Raw genomic sequence first — 17,256 nt, forward strand, 5'->3', positions numbered from 1 at the left:
CGGTTTCGCAGAGGTCAATGCAGGCGGAATAGCTAAATGGTGAGATGCTTTAACCCGCGTCACCGTCTCTCAGGCCGACTTGCTCCGCATCACAACTGCGCACGGCATTTATGGCCTTTGAGGTTCCTTTAAGGCTAAGGTTCAAGGCAGAACCATTGCTGCCGGAAATCATCACCTCGTTCCGCTTACCGAGTTCGGTGACAAATTTTGGATTGTTGAAAAACGCATAGCCGCCATAGTGGGTTTTTGTGACGACACCGATATACTCTCCCCCAAAGAGTGTTGCGCCAAAATCAAACCGCAGGGTGCCAGTGACCTTGTCTTCTAAACTGGTCCATGCTGGGTTATACGCGGCAAAAAAACCGCCCTCCCTGTCCGGAACAAAACCAATCTGTACAAGGGTGCCGTCTTCAAAGGTTTTTTCCATGTAGCAGCCGTTCCCAACCTCCGGGTCGATCTGTATGGTCCAACTGTCCGCTCGACCCCACTTTTCGTGTTGGCTCTGGGCCGCTGCGATTTGCGTGTTTGCGAACACGACACCTGCCATCATGACGCCAGACATAAAATATCTTTTTGTTCTCATGAGTTAAATCTCTCGGTTCTTGATTTTGGGCAAGACGACTGGTCGTCGCCTACCGAAGTTGCAGAACATCAGGCACACATTTTCTGCGTCTCTCGGGCATGCTGGATGCACCATCCGCGCGGTGTATGCGGCGCGGTCCGTCTTTTAATTTGATCTGTGGTTTTGCAATTGGCCCAGCGGCGGTAAATGGCCATGGGCTCCGCGATAGTGGTTTGCCTATTTTGCGGGGCTGGCCCGCGACATCCAGTGTTTTACGTCGCATGTTGACGTTGCCATTCACCACAACTTGTACCAAGTCTGTTTCGACAACCGCCTGTTTGGTGCCGATGGTCCCATTTGCCACATTGATGGGCATGCGTAGGCAAACGATTGGGGCGGTGACACCCCGGTCTTTTGAAAACAGCCAGGGCAATATACCTAGACCGGCCAAATCCAGAAGTTGATTGTCAATGCTGCCATTTCTCATCGTCACCAAGCCTCCGCCTGACATAGTGGCAATAAATTCCTTAATCGAAGAATGATTGCCAGATATGTCAAAGCGGGCATTCAGGATACCGCTGGCAGCCTTGTCAAATTTCAACTCATGCAAAATATCGGCGAAATTCCAGCCGCCAGTTGATCCAGACAGCTGGAGGGCCTCTGGAGTCTCGGCCAAATTCACCAAGGCGGTGATGTCAAAGTGGCCCCCGCCAATTTCGAAATTTATTGGCCCCAGCTGTGCCATTTCATCTTTCATTACCAGATCACTTTGCAGGCTGACTTCGCCCCGCCTGCCTTCGATCTTGTGCAGATCAATCTTGACGTCCAAATCCATGCCAGACAGCAGTATCGCCTGGCCAAGCGGTCGCAGGGTAACTTTTTGAAAGGGACCGGGCTTTTCGAGTGTACTATCCGATGTCGACAAAGGCTCCGTCGTCCCTGTTGACGTACCCGTGGCTGACGGGTTTGGATCCTTAAGTACCAAAGGCTGCACAATATTTCCATGTTCTGGCAGGTTCTGGATCGATGCTGCGTTCTGAACTGCCTCTGGATCCAGATCATCCAGTTTCCCAAGCTGCACCGCCGAGGCAATAATGTGCCGGAGGTCGTCGACCCGGATCAGATCACTATCAATTCGTCCCGACAAAAATGGGTGGCTTTCATCAAGATCGAGCTGTGCCGAAAATTCGAGCTGCGATTGTTCGACTTTGATCGTAGCATCCCCATCCCACAACAATCCCTCACTTGCCAATGTGGCATCCAGGTGAACAGGCCCGATTTCAACGGGCTTAAGGTCTAGGGCGGTAAGAAGCGCCGTCCCCGAAGGAACCTCAACTGTGACGTCCAATGATACATCGTTAAAATCAATTGCATTTTCAATCGACCCTGAAACGTTTAAATCCCATAGATCGGTGTTTTGAGACATAGCTTTCAGGTCCGAAAGTTCTAGCTGTTGGCCAGTGCCACTCAAGTTGAACCCGCCTGACACTTTTCCCAGCGCAAGTGAGGTCTGAAACAATTCAGGAGCCAACAAAGAAGCTGCCGGGACATCCAGTATTGCCTCAACGTCAATTCCCTCCAGTTGCAGGGCATCTGCGATGCTCCCTTCAAGCACAAGAAAGGGGGCTTGGGGCGGGCCAATGCGTAGCTCGACGGCGCCCAGCTTCAATTGCCCTTCTGGTGAGCGGGAAATATCCGAGACGACAATCGGGGGAGGGCCTTCACCGTGTGTATCTATCACAAAGCCATTGGTTGCGATCACCATGTGCCGTTTCGGGATCCCACCGGGTTGGGCGATCAGCTGCATATCAATCCCGGTCAATTTGAGGTCCCGGCGCGCGCGGGCGGGTGCCGGGAGGTCATCAAGGGCGAACAAGCTGATCTTGGTGTCAACGCTGACATCATCAGGATTGCCAAGCTCCCCAAGATCCGCAGTCAATTCAAGCGATTGCCCGCCATCAAGTGCTACGCGTACCTTAATGTCGTCGATGCGTTTACTGGTGTCTGTTGTACTGAATTTTGCGCTTATCCGGCCAGTCCCCGTCAAGGTACTCTTCAGCTTGAGCAGGTCCAACAGTTGCCCCACCTCGTCAATATTGGCTGTGACAGAACCGGTGATCCCAGTCTGATCCGACACACCATCAACCTGAAGGTTTAGTTTTTCGAATTCGGCATTGAGCGCAAACCGATCCCCCGGCGAAAAGCTCCCTGTGAGGGAAAGGTCTTGTCCGTTTAGGCGGCCATCTGCCCGCAGTGCCAGAGGCACACTTTGATCCACATTCCCTATCCTCAGAGAGGTAAGGTGAAGGTCAAGATCTAACCCGTCCAGGGCATTTTTGTAGATCAAATTGCTGTCGATAAATTCGACTTTGTGACTTGTAAGAAAGCCATTCAGCTCAGCTTGAATTGTTGCTTTTCCAGCTGAAGGCGTTTTGATATCGGAATTTTCTGGCTCAAAGACAGGCCAGGATGCCTCCCCTTTTTCATCAACCAGTAGAGCAATCCGTGCTCTGGCTACTCGGATATTCTGAGGGTCGAGAATGCCTTTGAACAGGTCACCTGGGCTTACGTCAAAATGAAGGTCCCCAACTTCGGCGAGGTTGACCTCAGCTGGGGATTGGTTCGGAATTGCGAGGCCGCGAATAGACACTTTGATGACAGAGCCTAGATCCACATTTACGCCGTCGCGAATGAATACGGTTTGGCCAGTTTTTGCCGTAACCATCCTTGCAACCAGATGGCCACGAGGAGAATCGAGCAACGATGTTGAGAGCCCAAGCCAGACAACGGTAAATCCGAGTCCCAATAGGCAAGCAGTCAGAATGCAGATTTTCTTAAACCATTTTAGCATAGTGACCCATTTCCTTCAGTATTGACCGATCCATCATTATGCTAGTTAGAGGCTCGCTTCGCCAAGGACGATCGACTGGGACTACAGTGGGTACCTTGGCAAATCATGCCACGCCTCTCCCCTTTTGCTGACGGAATTTCGTGCCATCAATCCACATGTGATGCAGCAGTACAACGAGTTTACACGCAAAGGCGACAGGACTTGGTCTGCGACCCAGCCCCCTACTATTGCCGGTCAATGCATGGCGGGGGGCTTTTTCGCCTGGATCGTTCGAGTATCTGGGAAAAGGTCGTTCCTGTTCCATCAACAGACGTTGAAGCGATCTGGTGCCCCCCCCCCAAGCAGTGGCGACATCGCTCGGGCCGGGATTTTTAGTCCTGTCGGCATTGCAGACTGCGCATTCCATGGTCCAAATTTTGATTAAAAACCTTGTTCTGGATCAATTTTACTTTTTTAGTATCTGATACTCATTCTCTAACTATCGAGCAATTGTACACGGATTTTCGGTCCGGATGCGCCTTGCCAATCAAATGCAGTGAGTGGCGCGTGATAACCAAAATCGGCATCTCGCGCTGTAAAATTGACTTCGATACACTTGGTGCATAGGTTGCGAAGTGGCCCTGGGGGGGGAGATGGACAAGATTTCGACATGCCGAGCGGCCTACCTGATACCGTTCATTGAGGTCCTGCGCGATATTGGCGCCCCGGTCACCCGGGAGTTGGCAAAAGCAAAATTGCCGACAATGGTCGAGGAAATGCCAGAAGATCTTATCAGCAATACCCTTGCTCTGGAATTCCTCTCTGAAAATGAAAAGCGCCAAGGTCTCGATGACCTGGGCTGGCTTTGGGCCAAACAGTTTTCATATTCGACCTTCAGCTCTGAACTGCTGGCTTCCTTGCAGCCCATGTCCACTGTTAAAGCGCGTCTCGACCGCTTCGCCTGCCTGTCTAAACTGGAGGATTCCGATGTCAGTATTGGTGTTATCAAATCGGATGGCCGCGCTGAGGTCTTTTGCGACGCCGTTGCTCCCGATGGGCTGAACGGCATTCACATCTCGGAATGGACCCAGGTTATGGTTTTGATTGATTTGGTTCGCAGTATCACCGGTGAAAACTGGTCCCCTGACGAGATCAGGTTCAAGCTGATTTCAGCGTCTGCGATGAAGCGCGCGAAGCCAACCCGAATACACGGTTCCGCAAGCGATCGGCCCGCACGTCGATCATCATGCCCTTGTCGGTTCTTGCGGCCAGCAAGATCGCTTGTGGGGCGCCACAAGCGCCAGACCCGCGCACCCCCGTGGAATTGGACGGGGTCGAGAATCTGAAACGTCTGATCCGCCCCTATCTGCGTGCAGTAGCACCCAAAATAGAAGTCCTCGCCGAAATCACCGGAACAAGTCCAAGAACGCTGCAACGACAACTGCGGAACCATGGTGTGAATTTAAGACAGCTGATCGAAACCACCCGTTTTGAAGTAGCGAGCGAGATGTTGAGGGAGCCGGGCATTTCGCTGGTCGACGTGGCGATGACGCTTGGCTATGAAAACCAGTCGAATTTCGGACGCAGTTTTCGGCGTTACGCTGGGATCAGCCCAGGTAGATATCGCCGTGAGGTGACCTGTCGGGAATGTACTGCCTGATCTGACGCAAACGACCCCCAAAAGGCCCACGCTGTCTGGCGCCAGCGCTTAAGGACATTTCACCGCTTGTACCCTACGATCCGTGCTGGGATCGCTCCGGTTTCTAGCACGATGCTGATTGCGTAAAGGCGACTGCTACTGAACGTCATGTTTCAGGCTGCGCTAATGGCAAGTCATCACAATCCAGTCTTGAAACCACTTGCAGACCGGTTCCGCGCGGCAAGTAATGGGAACATCAGAATGAAATTAGAAGCGCCAGTTCCAGAAGACCTTGCCGCGAAACTCGGAGCTGAGACAGCTCAAATACGCGGAATTCTGCAAGGCAAAGCTATTGTGCGCCTTGAGGGCATTGCAAATCCTTTGGAGGAAATTAGTTGGCGACTTCGATACCTATAATCAAAGGGAATGTTCTACGCCAATCGCCATGCAAAACGCAAAGTCACTTGGGCGAGGTGACCGCCGCACAAGCCCAAATAGCGCTTGTTCATGGGCCTATTTACAAAAAAGTCAGGAAGACAATCACGCTGGATATCCTTGGGCGGTGAAGGTCCCCCAAGCGCATTGCCAAGGCGTAGCAAACATCACTTTACCCAGATATTCAACTCAACAGATGGCCGGAACCTGCAGCGTATTGATCTCGCAATGCTCGCCCACAGTCATCCAATTCCAATCGCGGTTATCGAAACGCCGAAGTGAAGCATTTTTGAAGCGCAGGTAGACAAGCATTTGTCAATCGTGGTGGTCGAAACATCCAGCGCCGCGCCCAAGAGGTTCTTGTTCACCTCTGCATTCGGCACACCCTTTGGGATCTGGGACGTCTTTGGGCATGGGGTGTTTTTGACCAACGCCCGTTCTTCACCGGCCAGCGGCGTTAACTCAGGAACTGGCGGTGTTTCATCCTCTGGCATAACAACAACCCCAACCCAAAAAGCCACCTTTCGGAAATCCCGCACCGCCCAAAACACCGGGGTGCGAATATACCCACGTGGCAAGGTGCCAGAAGGACCCGCGAGTGTATTTGGAGGGCCTAGCGGCGGCGGGTGGCGAAGGCCCTGGCCAGGGCGCGATAGAAATGGCGGGGAAGCGGCGGGGCCGGTGCGGCGGTTATTTTCGGGTAGAACTTGAAGGCCTTGCGATAGCTGGGGGGCTTATCGGTGAAGGCAAAGATCTTTTGGGGGGCTTTGCGGCCCTTGCGCTCATAAATGCCCGGTGTCATCCGCCCACCGGCCCGTGGAGTAAAGTAGCGCGCCGCATTAGATCGCCGCTTACGTCCGGGAGGTGTCTTGGGCTCATTCTGGGCGGCATCGCCCTGGGCCTTGAGGCCGGACAATACCTTTTGGATCTGCCCTGGCGAGACATTGCCGTGCTTGTTATTGCGGGCATGTTTGGTTGGCACAACGTATCCCGCATTCAGCAGACGTTCCAGCCCGGTCTTGTGCCTCGGCCCGCCTTCCACCTGGCGCAAGAGGTAGTCCTTACGGACGGTTGCAAACTTACGCTGGATCTTGATTTGCAACCGTCTAGTTGCGCGGCGAAAGTAAAAGGCGTTGAGCGTCCAGCGCGTCGGATTGTGGAAGGTCTGGCGCATATGGCACTTGTTCAGCTCTATCAAATCCACTTCCGGTGTCATTCAGGGCAACGGAGGTGGCAAACGGTAGTTGCATCCGAGCCGAGTCCGATAGATCACGCTCAACTTCGCGCAGGTTGGATTGAAGGCTCATTTCCATTTGGATCACAACGTATCAGACATGGGGATATGGTTGAAAGCAAGAGAAGGTCCTGCAATACTTAAAGTTGCTCAGGCAGCGAATTTTTCGGGTCCTGTTCAATCAGGAGAATGCCGCTGTATGCGAAATAGCTTGCAAACAATAAGTATGAATGTTGTGTCTGCACTTTTGACATCGCTTTGCCTCACAGTGTTGGCCTATGCGTTCAGCAGGTTTAATAGTGAAAGTAACGATAATTCCCTAATTGTAATAGGGCTTCCGATAATACATTACTCTTATTGGGAAGGTGGGGAGCTGCAAGATCAAATTATGAAAGAGGCGATTTCAGGGATAAAAGAATCGGGAGTTCAGGAATATGGCTTAGCTGGTTTGGAGTTGTATCCAATAATTTCCCAATTCTCATGTTCGTATTACATTGATCTTCACTTGGATGATGTTGGCTTTGACCAAGAAGCTTCAATGTCTTACTCTGGTTTGGGCGTAATTGGAGGTAGATATCGCGATATAAACGATAGGGAAGGTCAGATGTTTCTTGGGGAGTTTTCCAGATCAGAAAATTCTAGAGATGATGCTGTGCATCGGTTTGAAGCAAAGTCAAAAAATAGGGCTGTTTTGTACACCTATGATCACTGCGCGCAGAACGAAGGGAAGTTTCTTCAAAACTTCTCCCTAACGGGTGTTCCGAAGGATTTGAGGGTAAGGTACGATGTTGAAGAAAGCCCGTATGGTTTTTGGAGCCAAGCATCGCAGCCTATCGTCAATACGATTTACGCCTTTGCATTGACTGGTTTCGTTACGGCGATGTGTGCACTATTTGTTTTGATTAAGATGTTTGTTAGCTTTTGGGTGTCCAAGTTTTGGCGTTTAAACTCAAAACTCCCGGAATAAAAGTTCCAGCGGATTGATGGCAACGCAGGGCATGGTGCGGGATATGATCGGACCTCCCTCACGGATATTGCGATTTTGCGCAGCTCTTCGACGATGCCGAGGGGTATACATCAGGGTTTCGGGTTGTTGCGCAGATTTGTGCATGGGGTCGGTGCCTGCATGTAGCCGCAACAAAGGACTAGGCATTGCGCCATTTCGACTATGGCCAGTGTGGCGGCGTCCTGCGCGGTTTCATTGGATGCGGCGGCACCGGCATTCTGCAGCATCTCGGCTCGGCTCAGCTTATCGACTGCCACCCATTGGGCAAGCTGGCGAAAACTCACCCTTGCCAGACCATCAGAGCGGCGCAGGCGGCGGGCGTCTTTTCGTGGGACGACCATTTCGCCATCAGCAAGTGCGGCATTCATTTGGCGAAGGCGCGTTGCGGCGGTGAGGGCGCGAAGGCTGGGGCCGCGTGCACCGCTTCCACCCGTGCCGCCAGTTGGATCACTGGTGCCACCCGATGAATGCACGGTCTCGAATACCTCTGCATATTCCAAAACTGCGGCACGCGAGGCCGGGTTGAGGATGCGCAGGGTGGTGGGCGTCTTGACGCGCCAGACCCTTGCCCGGTTCAGCACCACCTGACCATCCACGTTCTGGCTGGGTCCGGTTTCAATCTCGGCCGTTTCGATGTCAGGTCTGGCCAGGCGGGTCACTGTGCCATCAGCCAGTTTCGCATGGGTGTCCCAGGTAAAGGGGGGCAGGGTGACTTTTGGTGTTGCTCGGGTTTTGCGCTTTCTGGCCATGAGTCTTTCCTTTCCGGGTGGCGGGGTGCGACGGGTAACCCGCTCCCCATTGTTTTCTATTTTTTTCGATACATAGTTTTTTGCACTTATAGCGCGGGCCTCACCCTCTTCTTCTTCTTCACTCCTCTCTTTTTTTTCAATTAGTTAGAAGGGAAAAAAAGGGAGATTTTGGGGGTGAAGAGGGTGAAGGCTTTGCGCCGAAATTGCGGCTTTTCTCCTATGTCTTCCCCGCCGGACCACGGCGGGGACCGCTTAATCCCTGCTTTGATTGGCCCGTTGGGTGAGTTTTCGCGCCTGTTTCACCTGGGGCGCGGGGTTGGCAGAGGTAGTGGGCACAAGGCAAAAGGGCATCAAAACGCCGGTCCTTTCTCAGCCGGGGGCGCGCCTTTTGGTCTGTTGCCGGTGACGCGCTCCACCAGGTCGGCGGCATCTGGCGCCCATTTTAGTCCTTTCCAATGGGATCTCCCACGCACTGGGCCACGCTCAAAACCCTTTTCGACCATGATATCGCCCACGGTTTTCATCTGGAAAAGCTGACGGCCTTCCTGTTCGCACCAGGCTTCATGCACCTTGTAAAATTCACTGACAGAGAGGCGACCCTTGGCGTCCTTGTGGGTCATTTCAGTCAGAAACACACCGACGGGATCAGCCGATTCAAGCAATTGGATCTTGAGACGGGTCATAGGCTCGGGCAGGGCGACGCCGCGTCGCAGGAAGTCCTGAAAACCTTCGATCAGCCAATTCAGAATGCCGCTGGCTTCCCTGCGTAATTCGGCCTCAACCTCGCCTTGGGAACGCTGTTTGTCCTGCGGCAGGCTGCGCAGGTTCACGTCAAAGGGCACAAAGACCAAGCGGCGGCGAGTGCCTTCGTCCTCATCTTTGATCTTGGGTGTATGGTGCTGGATTGCGCTTAGGAAACGCAACAGCGCGGGATTTTTGAGTTTTGACAACATGAGGGGTCATTCCTTTTGCAAGAATGACCCCTTTGTGATCCGAATGGTGTTTTATTGGCAGTGCGAATGGTGTTGTTCAAGTGCATATAATTAAAGCACAAACACACTATATTCACTGCCACGCACAACATCTGTGACTCATACTCGCAAGGCATCAGAATTCTCTCATATTTGGGTAATTCCCTCGCAATTGACCGAAAGACGGCAAAACTAGTTGTTTCGGGGTAATAAGAGTTGTTGCGCCGCTTGGTACGTATCATTCCAAATTGGTTAATTTGTTTCCCGCACCATTTAACAACCAGAAAGGGTGTCAAAATTATCGGACTGTTTATTGTGAGGGGAAGGTCATGCAGTTGATTTGCGATGGGAGTTGTGGCAATTTTCTTATGCAGCCGCAAAAAACGGTTGCCGGGATTGGAACCCCGCATGTTACACGGCGTCCAAACCGCGCCATTGTTGCGCGGTTTTTCTATGGGTTCGGGCGTTCGGGGCCGCTTCAGCGGGCCGCTCCGTGTGGCGGTATTGGTAACCCCGTTCGTCCGGCCTACCCAGGATTGCCAACTTGGCAGGCCGATGTTGCAGAACGCACACGGAGGTCAGCTATGACCAAGCAAAACACACAGGCGTACTATGTGCGCCGCTCACTCCCCTCAACGTGAACTCTTAACGCCTTGCGCCCCGGAAATGATCGCGCGCGGTCATATCAATTGCGCGCTGGACCGCGCGGTGCAGCTCGTTGACCGACACGGCACGATGTTTCTCCCCGTACATGGGTATCTCTACCAAGCCCTTGCCGCGCTTGATGAATTTGAAAGGACTACGCAGCAGACAACGCGGACTAGGAGGGTGAAAAAATGGAAGCGATCGTATCGGAGAAACAAGAACTTATGTCCATAGATCTGGCCGCGCGTACCTGGTCGGATATTACCAAAGAGGTCGAGGCAGGGTATTTCTCGCATGTTCTGACAAAGACCGGGGGCAATAAGGCCGAGGCGGCAAAATGCGCTGGCATGTCCGTTGAAACCTTCCGGCGAAGGGTGCGGACTTACAGTATTCACACAGTGTTTCACTTGGAATGAAGGCGACGGTCAATTTTTTGGTAAATATATCAGAAATACGGCTCAGAAGGGCGCACCAGAAACCAGCGATTATCGTTGCAAGTGGTCACACCGTTCTGCTGGCAATCTGTGAAGGGTTGGACCGCGAGGTTGAACGCCGCAGCTTTGGCTGCGCGCTAAACAAAGCCAAGGGAAACACGGTTGAAGCTGCCCGAATAGTAGGGATGGCTTTCCAGACCTTTATTCGCAAGTTGAGCCTTCCAGGCCAGCCGGTGACCCACCATGCAGAATGAGGCCCAACGCATGCGCACCGCCCTTCTGGTCGCCGCAAAAATAGTTGCACGAGATGGCGAAGTCTTCCTGCCTGTCTTTGTCAGGTTGGAAAAAGAGGTGCAGGCACAGGAAGAACGCAAAAAGGCTTTCAACCGGGCACTCGCATTGATTGCTGATGAAGCCTCAATCACTCACTAAAGTGCGATCTTTTCCAATGCCAACCGACGCCCTTCCAGCGCCCCACCGTCTCCATAGCGCGGTCGGTTGTATTTGTGCCCCAGAATGTCAGCTCTCACCCGGTCATCCACTTCGGCTGCCAGAAGCGCGGTTTTCCACGTGGTGGCGCAGGGAATAGGCGGCGTGCAACGGCGACTCTTTCAGGTCGTTGTTAGAGAGGTACTTATTCCCCGCCGCCGACCAGGCCCCTGCCTTGTGTCGATACCGGCAGATCCCGCCACGCTGAACGATCCGGCGCGCCGCCTCCAGTGAAACCCCCAGCAAGGGTATTTCCCGCCTAGTATGAGCCACCTTCAATTCCCGGCCATGCGCGGCAACCCGCAAAAACGGAATGTTATTGCTTGTCTCGAAATCTTCCAGGGGGGCATCGGTGATTTCACTTGGCCGCAGCCCTGTATTGATCATCATAAGAAATACGTCCCGCGCTTCATCGTTGAGCCGCGAGAAAGCATCTGGGGCCAGAATTTTATGCGCGATCCAGTCACGCGTGAACGGCGGAACACCGCGTTCGTCTCGGCCCTCAAGGCGTAGCTTGGCAAAGGGGTTGGAAATCTCAGTTTCAGTTAGTTCGGCCCAGGTTCCATAGATTTCTGACAGGTGGCCAAAATCCTTATTGGCGCTTTCGATTTTCATGCCCCCCTCTACGCGGGCAGACCACCACTTGCGAAACTTGAGTGCGTCGGCACGGGTGATTTTGTCCACTGGAACGGGAATAGGCTCCCCCTTCGCATCCTTTCGCCCGGTTACCTCAAGAAAATTCCTGACCGCCCGTTCGCGCGGCAACTTCCAGCGGTGCTTCTGGGCATCGGACTTTTGCAGATGGCGGGTTTTGGTCAGACTGTAATAGTCTTCCAGGATCTCGTTTAGGGTTGGCAAGGTCTCTGGTGCTGCGCCGAGGATAGCTTTGGTGACCACGGTTGGCTCTGTCAAACTGCGGCCATCAGCCAAGGACAAAACCCGGTTTACCAGGTCCACAATATCACCAGCTGCCAGGTCATCTATGGGCTTGTAGGAAAGCCCCCTTGCCTCGGCCAGCTTCCGGGCGATCAAGTAATTTTTGCGCGCACTTTCACTGTCTCCAAGGCGCAGGGCTTCCCATTCGGCCAATCGGGCAGCTTCCACTTGCGCCGCCTTGGCGAGGGGCTCCACCTTGCTATCAGTATGCAAGGCTTGGCGCACTTGCTCTATGGGCCTTCCATCCTCACCGACGACAAGCCCCCGATACCGCTTTGGCACGCGCTTCACCCAATAGAAACGGCCACGAACAGAAACTATCCCCATAGACCGGCCACAATCTCAAATAGAGTGGAGACAGCCCATAGGACGCCAGAAAGCCTTGCGACAGTATATAACATGGAGCAAACCATCAGCACCCCCAGCCCAAAAACGCAGACCGTAAAAACTACCCCGAACACATTCTTGAGAAAAGAGGTCAAACCCAATCGAGGCATACTGCTTAACATCACTACACAAACCGCCCACCGGTAAGCCCATCAAGAGCTGCCCCGGATAAATGTTGATGAATTTGTTGATGTAAATGTTGATGGATTTTGATTTAGGAATCAACGCTCAAGGTAGGGCCGCTTAGGTAAGCCCTTGAAAGCGTGATATTAAAAATCAAAAAACCCGGCACTCAGAGCGCCGGGCTTTTTATACTTTGGCTGGGGTGGTAGGATTCGAACCTACGATCTTCAGTACCAAAAACTGTTGCCTTACCACTTGGCCACACCCCATCAGTGAGCCGCGTTCTAGTGCTAGTTTCGGGGGGGCGCAAGAGGCTTTGTGGAAAAAGTGGGAACTTTTTCTTCGCCTCACTGCCTCCCCCGAAAAATCACTCTCAGCTCAATCCATTTTCCCCGGTTTGGATCAGGACAGCGCCCTGTCGTGCCCCTGCTTCTACTGCCTCATGGGCGGCACAAGCCTCTGATATCTGGTAGACTTTTCGATATTCAAAAGTCAGAGCCCCCGCCTGCAACGCCCTATGCAAACGTGCAATCGTCGCCTGCCTCTCTTCCTGCGTCAGCAGGTAGACCAAGATGATTTCAACCGTCACCGCCTTAAACAATAGTGGCAAAAATGGCAGGCTTGGAGACATCTCACGCGCTGATCCATAGGCCGCGATACGGCCGTTCTCGGCAATGACTTCAGCATCCGTGGCAATATTTGTGCCGAATTCCACCTCAACAATCAGATCCACCGGATTGCCGTCGTTTGCAGATAGGATCTGCGCCGCAAGATCACTGGCGCGGTAATCCAGCACCGCGTCTGCGCCCGCAGACAACGCCCGCTCGGCCCCCATAGCGCCACAGGTCGCTATGACCCGCGCGCCGCCCCATTTCGCCAGTTGCACCGCCAGAATACCAACGGTGCCGGCGCCGCCCTGGACCAGCACTGTTTTCCCGGCAACCTCCCCATGACCAAAAACGGCATAACAGGCCGTCAGGCCAGGGATGCCCAGAATGGCCCCCACTTCAAAGCTCACCTCATCCGGCAGCGTGACCGCCTGCTCCGAGGGGAGCGCGACCTGCTGGGCCGCAGTTCCCCAGGCGCGGCGAAACTGACCGTTCCAGATCCAGACCCTCTCACCAATACGGTTGCTGGAGACGCCCTGCCCAACGGCAGTGATAACGCCTGACCCGTCGCTATGGGGAATGATGAAATCCCATGGGAAACCCTGCAGACCCGGCTGCCCCCGTGTGCGGGTTTTGACATCCGAAGGGTTCACCCCGGTAAAGGCCACATCCACCAGAACCTCTCCTGGCTGGGGGACGGGGCTTGCCATCTCCTCAAGTTGCAATACCTCTGCAGCGGCGCCAAAGGCGCGGTAGGTGATGGCTTTCATTGTTGCTCGTTCCTTGTGAGGTCTGTTTCTAACCCACCGACATCCGCGCTTCTCTGGCTGACAAGCGGCCAGCGCGACGCCTGCGGGCTTAGGCGTCAGAATACAGGTGAATGTCGAGAAGGACAGAGCGGCTGCCACAAAACCGCCAGAGACAAGACAGGGCCACGCCACGTTCGTTTTGCTTCCAGAGCAGCAAGTCCACCGCGCGCAGCGGCGGCCATATGAAAACAGCCTGCCTTAGCCGCACGCCTTAGCCGCAGGAGGTCAAAATCTGCCTGTCCGAATTGCCCCCGCCCTGCGCCCCTGCCCGCCGGACGCGGGAGAGCCAGACGCGGGCCAGCCAGACTCGGGCCAGCCACGCTCTGGTCAGGCAGTTTCAGGCCAGCCAGAGCTCCCCAACATGGTGACCTCAGGGGGCGAGGTCAGGCCGCAGGCACCCCTGCCTGTTTCAGGGCATCAGACCATTCATCGCCGGCTTGTGGGGCCGCAGCCGCGTGTTCCTGGTGGTACTGTGTCAGGTTGAACTTGGGCGAGGCCACCATCAGATTTTGCACCACCTCGCGGGCCTCACCAGCACGACCAGAGAGCTGCAGCGCAATGGCCTTGGTGCGCAGGCTGGCAGGATAGCTCGCATTGGCCTGCAGTGAGCGCTCGGCCAGCTCAATGGCGCGGTCGTAGTTATGCGCCGAGAGATTGGCAAAGGCCGAGACCGAGTCAAAATAGTATTTTTGCGGCCCCAGCGGGGTCAGCCTGCGGGCTGCATCGGTCAGCTCAACCGCCTCTATCGTGCGCCCCTGATAGGCCCAGGTCACCCCCTTCAGCAAGATTGCCAAAGCCTCGTTCGGGTTATCCTTCAGCGCCATGTCATAGGAGTTTTGCGCCTGATCAAAATGAAACAGCAGATGGCTGGAGATCACGCCTTTCAGGGTATGCGCGAGAGAAAAGGAGGGATCAGCAACCAGGGCGGATCTGGCAAATTGATCGGCCAGTTCTGTATCCATCTGACGATTGCTGGAGAAGCCTTTTTGCACCCGCAAAACATGCCAAAAGCCCATCCAGGTCAGAACCAGCGGGTGTTGCGGGTCGCGGTCCAGAAGAACCTTCAAAATCTCCTGCGCCCGGCCAAAGCGGTCCGGGGTCATTTCCTGCATCATCGAAATCGCCGCCATCAAAAGCGTATGCCCCTCCAGACTGGAGAGGGGCTTAAATCCTGCAATCCGAACCGCCTCGCCGACAAGGGTTTGGCCTATCTGCCGGGTCCCCTCGCACAGGGCGCGGCTTTCACCCGCCATCAACTCGGACAGCGGACCTTCAAAGTGGCGGGACCAGATCACCTGCTCCCCTCCGCGTCGTGAAGTTCAATCTCTGCTGACAATTTCTGCCCATTGGCCCGCACAGATCCGGACACCAGGTATTTCACACCCGCAATAGCGGAAACCTCAGCGGGCCGCACCCGTGTCAGATCAAACTGGCGGGAGGCCAAATAGGACGTCACGGTAAAGGCCTGACTGCGCGCCAGGCTGCGCGACAGCTCTTCTGAAATCAGGGATCCCAACGGGGATGCGTCTTCTCCGGGCGCAAGTTGCACGAAGGGTAACACCGCAATCAATGGCAACAAGGGTTCAGGCCGCAGGCGTCGCCCCGCAAGCAGGCCATTGCTCTTTTTGGCGGATCTATTCTCAAACTCAAGGCGGGTCTGCTGCAACCAGCGGGCAAAATTGCCCTCGTAGGGCAGCTCAAACCCCTCCATGAATTCCGCACTGCGCGCACATTCATCAAAGGCGACCTGGTTCAGGACCAGTATGACGCGTTCACGGTTGGCACTTATGACTTCGGCTGCCACCGGCCCCAAATGACGCCTCAGTGTAGAGAGCGCAGTGCGCAAACTGGCCTTGGCCTGTTCAGGCTGCGCCAGGCTCCAAAGAGTTTGTTCCAGAAATGCGCGTGTTCGAACCCCGGATTCAGCGGTGCAAAGCAAAGCAAGTAGAGCCTGATGCTTAGCCCCCAAGGGGATTCCCGTACCATTGCCATTGGCAACACTAAAGGCCCCAGACTGGCCCAACCGAAGTAACACACCCATATCACACCTCAAACCAATTACTCTACGATCAAATTACAGCAATACTTCTGAAAATTGTAAACAGAAATGTGCATTAAGTAATCAAATAAAAATAATTCTCAGGTTTCGCAGGCGAATTAACTATTTTGCAACCTTTTGGTGAATAAGAATCAGATCTCTGAGGCAGCTGATTAAGTGAGGGGAATCCAGGGACTTAACCACCTAGATTCCCGGCAATCAAAATCTAGCCTTCAGACACAAACCTAAAGCTGTCTCCCTGCCGCTCGACCCTCCCAATTCCGCCCTGTGGCAGATGATAGCCAATGAGGCGCATGTGCCCGTGCGATAGCATATCCAGCAGGCGAATGCGGGTTTTAGCCGCCGCCTCCGCATCCTGATCCGTACCAATGGGCCAGCCAGGTTCAGCAAAGCTGACGTGGTGATTACCAATGGCATCTCCTCCGACCATAACGCTTTCGTTAGCTGTGCGCAATTCGAACGACATGTGCCCGGGCGTGTGGCCAAAGGTGGCGTGGGCCGCAACCCCTGGCAGGATCTCTTCACCATCTCTGAACAGGGCTATACGGTCTTCCAGCATCTCCATGCGTCGGCGTGCCCCGACGGCCATCGACGCGCGGTCGCCAGAAATTGCGGCAGTATCGGGATCAAACCAGTAGTCCCATTCAACCTGCCCCATCAGATAGTCCGCATTCGGAAACAACGGGTCGTCAAAGTCATCCAGAACGCCCCAAAGATGATCCGGATGGCAATGGGTAAAGACCACGTGACTCACCTCGTCCGGGGCGACACCAACAGCGTCCAGCGCGGCGCTCAACCGACCCGCTGTCGCCTGAAAGGCAGGCCCGGATCCGGTATCAAACAGAACCACCCGCCCCTGATGCCGCATCAGGGTCACATTGATCGGCGGCTGCATCGGCCCGGCAGCGATGCCCTGTGCCTGCAGGATCTGGTCAACCGCTTCCGGCTCAAGACCGGCAAACAGCATAGAGCGTGGCAGGGTCAGATGTCCGTCTGAGAGGGTCTGCAGCTGCATCTCCCCTAGGGTGAGGCTGCTGACGGCCGCCTCAGCGCCTGCCCAACTATAAGACGGCAGCACCAGACTGGCGCTCAAACCGGCAATGACGTCTCGACGTTTCACGTTCATATCTTCCCTCATGTGGCTTTGGGGGGATGATGCCCCAGATACATTCTCACATGCGAATTTATACCAAATCCACCTAATATACAAAGGGAACAAACGACGCGGTTCAAAAAGAGCTGACAGCACAAAAAGGGCCCGCTGCACGCGCTGTGCACCGGGCCCCTTGAGATTCCGCGCCGCCTCCCCCGTCAGGGAAAGGTCCGTTTGACGCGTCGCA

The 17,256-nt window shown here is 54.4% G+C and carries 17 protein-coding genes and 1 tRNA gene; 6 read left to right on the forward strand and 12 right to left on the reverse strand.

The window, feature by feature from the left end:
- Window positions 1-49 precede the first annotated feature (49 nt).
- Together B4968_RS22140 and B4968_RS22145 are read right to left on the reverse strand one after the other, a co-directional pair.
- Window positions 50-562: a hypothetical protein gene (locus B4968_RS22140; protein ID WP_083101352.1), complete on the reverse strand. Its 513-nt coding sequence runs from the start codon at window positions 560-562 to the stop codon at window positions 50-52.
- A 70-nt stretch (window positions 563-632) separates the two neighbouring features.
- Window positions 633-3,413, reverse strand: coding sequence for an AsmA family protein (locus B4968_RS22145; protein ID WP_083101353.1), 2,781 nt, complete (start codon window positions 3,411-3,413; stop codon window positions 633-635).
- Window positions 3,414-4,156: 743 nt separating this feature from the next.
- On the opposite strand from B4968_RS22145, the gene B4968_RS22150 reads away from it, so the two are divergent.
- Both B4968_RS22150 and B4968_RS22155 read left to right on the forward strand, forming a co-directional pair.
- Complete coding sequence (locus B4968_RS22150) at window positions 4,157-4,738, forward strand: hypothetical protein (RefSeq protein ID WP_161492645.1); 582 nt, start codon at window positions 4,157-4,159, stop codon at window positions 4,736-4,738.
- Window positions 4,711-5,052 carry a helix-turn-helix transcriptional regulator gene (locus B4968_RS22155; protein ID WP_161492646.1) on the forward strand — a complete coding sequence of 114 codons (342 nt, stop codon included), beginning with the start codon at window positions 4,711-4,713 and terminating at the stop codon, window positions 5,050-5,052. The genes B4968_RS22150 and B4968_RS22155 overlap by 28 nt, the downstream gene beginning before the upstream one ends.
- Before the next feature lie 656 nt (window positions 5,053-5,708).
- Here the strand turns inward: B4968_RS22155 and B4968_RS22160 are convergent.
- Window positions 5,709-5,987: a hypothetical protein gene (locus B4968_RS22160; protein ID WP_139792983.1), complete on the reverse strand. Its 279-nt coding sequence runs from the start codon at window positions 5,985-5,987 to the stop codon at window positions 5,709-5,711.
- A 92-nt stretch (window positions 5,988-6,079) separates the two neighbouring features.
- On the reverse strand, window positions 6,080-6,670 hold the full coding sequence (locus B4968_RS22165) for a hypothetical protein (RefSeq protein WP_139792984.1): 591 nt from the start codon (window positions 6,668-6,670) through the stop codon (window positions 6,080-6,082).
- A 109-nt stretch (window positions 6,671-6,779) separates the two neighbouring features.
- Here B4968_RS22165 and B4968_RS22170 point away from each other — a divergent pair, with 109 nt between their 5' ends.
- On the forward strand, window positions 6,780-7,667 hold the full coding sequence (locus tag B4968_RS22170) for an STAS domain-containing protein (RefSeq protein WP_139792985.1): 888 nt from the start codon (window positions 6,780-6,782) through the stop codon (window positions 7,665-7,667).
- Window positions 7,668-7,777: 110 nt separating this feature from the next.
- Here B4968_RS22170 and B4968_RS22175 read toward each other — a convergent pair whose 3' ends face one another.
- Together B4968_RS22175 and B4968_RS22180 are read right to left on the reverse strand one after the other, a co-directional pair.
- Entirely contained in the window at window positions 7,778-8,455 is a 678-nt protein-coding gene (locus tag B4968_RS22175) for a hypothetical protein (RefSeq protein WP_083101359.1), read from the reverse strand.
- A 350-nt stretch (window positions 8,456-8,805) separates the two neighbouring features.
- Window positions 8,806-9,408 (reverse strand): hypothetical protein, encoded by a 603-nt coding sequence (locus tag B4968_RS22180; RefSeq protein ID WP_083101360.1) that lies wholly within the window; start codon window positions 9,406-9,408, stop codon window positions 8,806-8,808.
- Window positions 9,409-10,262: 854 nt separating this feature from the next.
- On the opposite strand from B4968_RS22180, the gene B4968_RS22185 reads away from it, so the two are divergent.
- From B4968_RS22185 to B4968_RS23625, 3 genes are read left to right on the forward strand one after another with little or no spacing between them, the layout of a single operon-like run.
- Window positions 10,263-10,487: a helix-turn-helix domain-containing protein gene (locus B4968_RS22185; protein WP_083101361.1), complete on the forward strand. Its 225-nt coding sequence runs from the start codon at window positions 10,263-10,265 to the stop codon at window positions 10,485-10,487.
- Window positions 10,484-10,759 carry a helix-turn-helix domain-containing protein gene (locus B4968_RS22190; RefSeq protein WP_083101362.1) on the forward strand — a complete coding sequence of 92 codons (276 nt, stop codon included), beginning with the start codon at window positions 10,484-10,486 and terminating at the stop codon, window positions 10,757-10,759. Before B4968_RS22185 ends, B4968_RS22190 begins: the two co-directional genes overlap by 4 nt.
- Window positions 10,760-10,769: 10 nt before the next feature.
- Window positions 10,770-10,937, forward strand: coding sequence for a hypothetical protein (locus B4968_RS23625; protein WP_161492647.1), 168 nt, complete (start codon window positions 10,770-10,772; stop codon window positions 10,935-10,937).
- A 102-nt stretch (window positions 10,938-11,039) separates the two neighbouring features.
- On the opposite strand, the gene B4968_RS22200 is transcribed toward B4968_RS23625, so the two are convergent.
- From B4968_RS22200 to B4968_RS22220, 6 genes are all read right to left on the reverse strand, one after another.
- A complete protein-coding gene (locus B4968_RS22200; protein WP_139792986.1) occupies window positions 11,040-12,257 on the reverse strand; it encodes a site-specific integrase in 1,218 nt (405 codons plus the stop codon).
- A gap of 377 nt (window positions 12,258-12,634) precedes the next feature.
- Window positions 12,635-12,709 (reverse strand) — tRNA-Gln (locus B4968_RS22205).
- A gap of 104 nt (window positions 12,710-12,813) precedes the next feature.
- The gene (locus tag B4968_RS22210) at window positions 12,814-13,818 is read right to left on the reverse strand and encodes an NADPH:quinone reductase (protein ID WP_083101365.1); all 1,005 of its coding nucleotides are present in this window, start codon (window positions 13,816-13,818) and stop codon (window positions 12,814-12,816) included.
- Window positions 13,819-14,240: 422 nt separating this feature from the next.
- On the reverse strand, window positions 14,241-15,152 hold the full coding sequence (locus B4968_RS25980; protein WP_338153335.1) for a tetratricopeptide repeat protein: 912 nt from the start codon (window positions 15,150-15,152) through the stop codon (window positions 14,241-14,243).
- Window positions 15,149-15,898 carry a hypothetical protein gene (locus B4968_RS25985; protein ID WP_338153336.1) on the reverse strand — a complete coding sequence of 250 codons (750 nt, stop codon included), beginning with the start codon at window positions 15,896-15,898 and terminating at the stop codon, window positions 15,149-15,151. Before B4968_RS25985 ends, B4968_RS25980 begins: the two co-directional genes overlap by 4 nt.
- 223 nt (window positions 15,899-16,121) lie before the next feature.
- Entirely contained in the window at window positions 16,122-17,042 is a 921-nt protein-coding gene (locus B4968_RS22220) for an MBL fold metallo-hydrolase (protein ID WP_083101366.1), read from the reverse strand.
- Window positions 17,043-17,256: the final 214 nt, after the last annotated feature.

It is taken from the genome of Pseudophaeobacter leonis, assembly GCF_002087335.1.
Lineage (GTDB): Bacteria > Pseudomonadota > Alphaproteobacteria > Rhodobacterales > Rhodobacteraceae > Pseudophaeobacter > Pseudophaeobacter leonis.

Coding starts and splice junctions, on each gene's coding strand:
- B4968_RS22200 (WP_139792986.1), bottom strand. CDS start 12,257: ATGGGGATAGTTTCTGTTCGTGGCCGTTTCTATTGGGTGAAGCGCGTG.
- B4968_RS25985 (WP_338153336.1), bottom strand. CDS start 15,898: ATGGGTGTGTTACTTCGGTTGGGCCAGTCTGGGGCCTTTAGTGTTGCC.
- B4968_RS22210 (WP_083101365.1), bottom strand. CDS start 13,818: ATGAAAGCCATCACCTACCGCGCCTTTGGCGCCGCTGCAGAGGTATTG.
- B4968_RS22190 (WP_083101362.1), top strand. CDS start 10,484: ATGAAGGCGACGGTCAATTTTTTGGTAAATATATCAGAAATACGGCTC.
- B4968_RS22150 (WP_161492645.1), top strand. CDS start 4,157: ATGGTCGAGGAAATGCCAGAAGATCTTATCAGCAATACCCTTGCTCTG.
- B4968_RS23625 (WP_161492647.1), top strand. CDS start 10,770: ATGCGCACCGCCCTTCTGGTCGCCGCAAAAATAGTTGCACGAGATGGC.
- B4968_RS22185 (WP_083101361.1), top strand. CDS start 10,263: ATGGAAGCGATCGTATCGGAGAAACAAGAACTTATGTCCATAGATCTG.
- B4968_RS22175 (WP_083101359.1), bottom strand. CDS start 8,455: ATGGCCAGAAAGCGCAAAACCCGAGCAACACCAAAAGTCACCCTGCCC.
- B4968_RS22180 (WP_083101360.1), bottom strand. CDS start 9,408: ATGTTGTCAAAACTCAAAAATCCCGCGCTGTTGCGTTTCCTAAGCGCA.
- B4968_RS22145 (WP_083101353.1), bottom strand. CDS start 3,413: ATGCTAAAATGGTTTAAGAAAATCTGCATTCTGACTGCTTGCCTATTG.
- B4968_RS22140 (WP_083101352.1), bottom strand. CDS start 562: ATGTCTGGCGTCATGATGGCAGGTGTCGTGTTCGCAAACACGCAAATC.
- B4968_RS22220 (WP_083101366.1), bottom strand. CDS start 17,042: ATGAACGTGAAACGTCGAGACGTCATTGCCGGTTTGAGCGCCAGTCTG.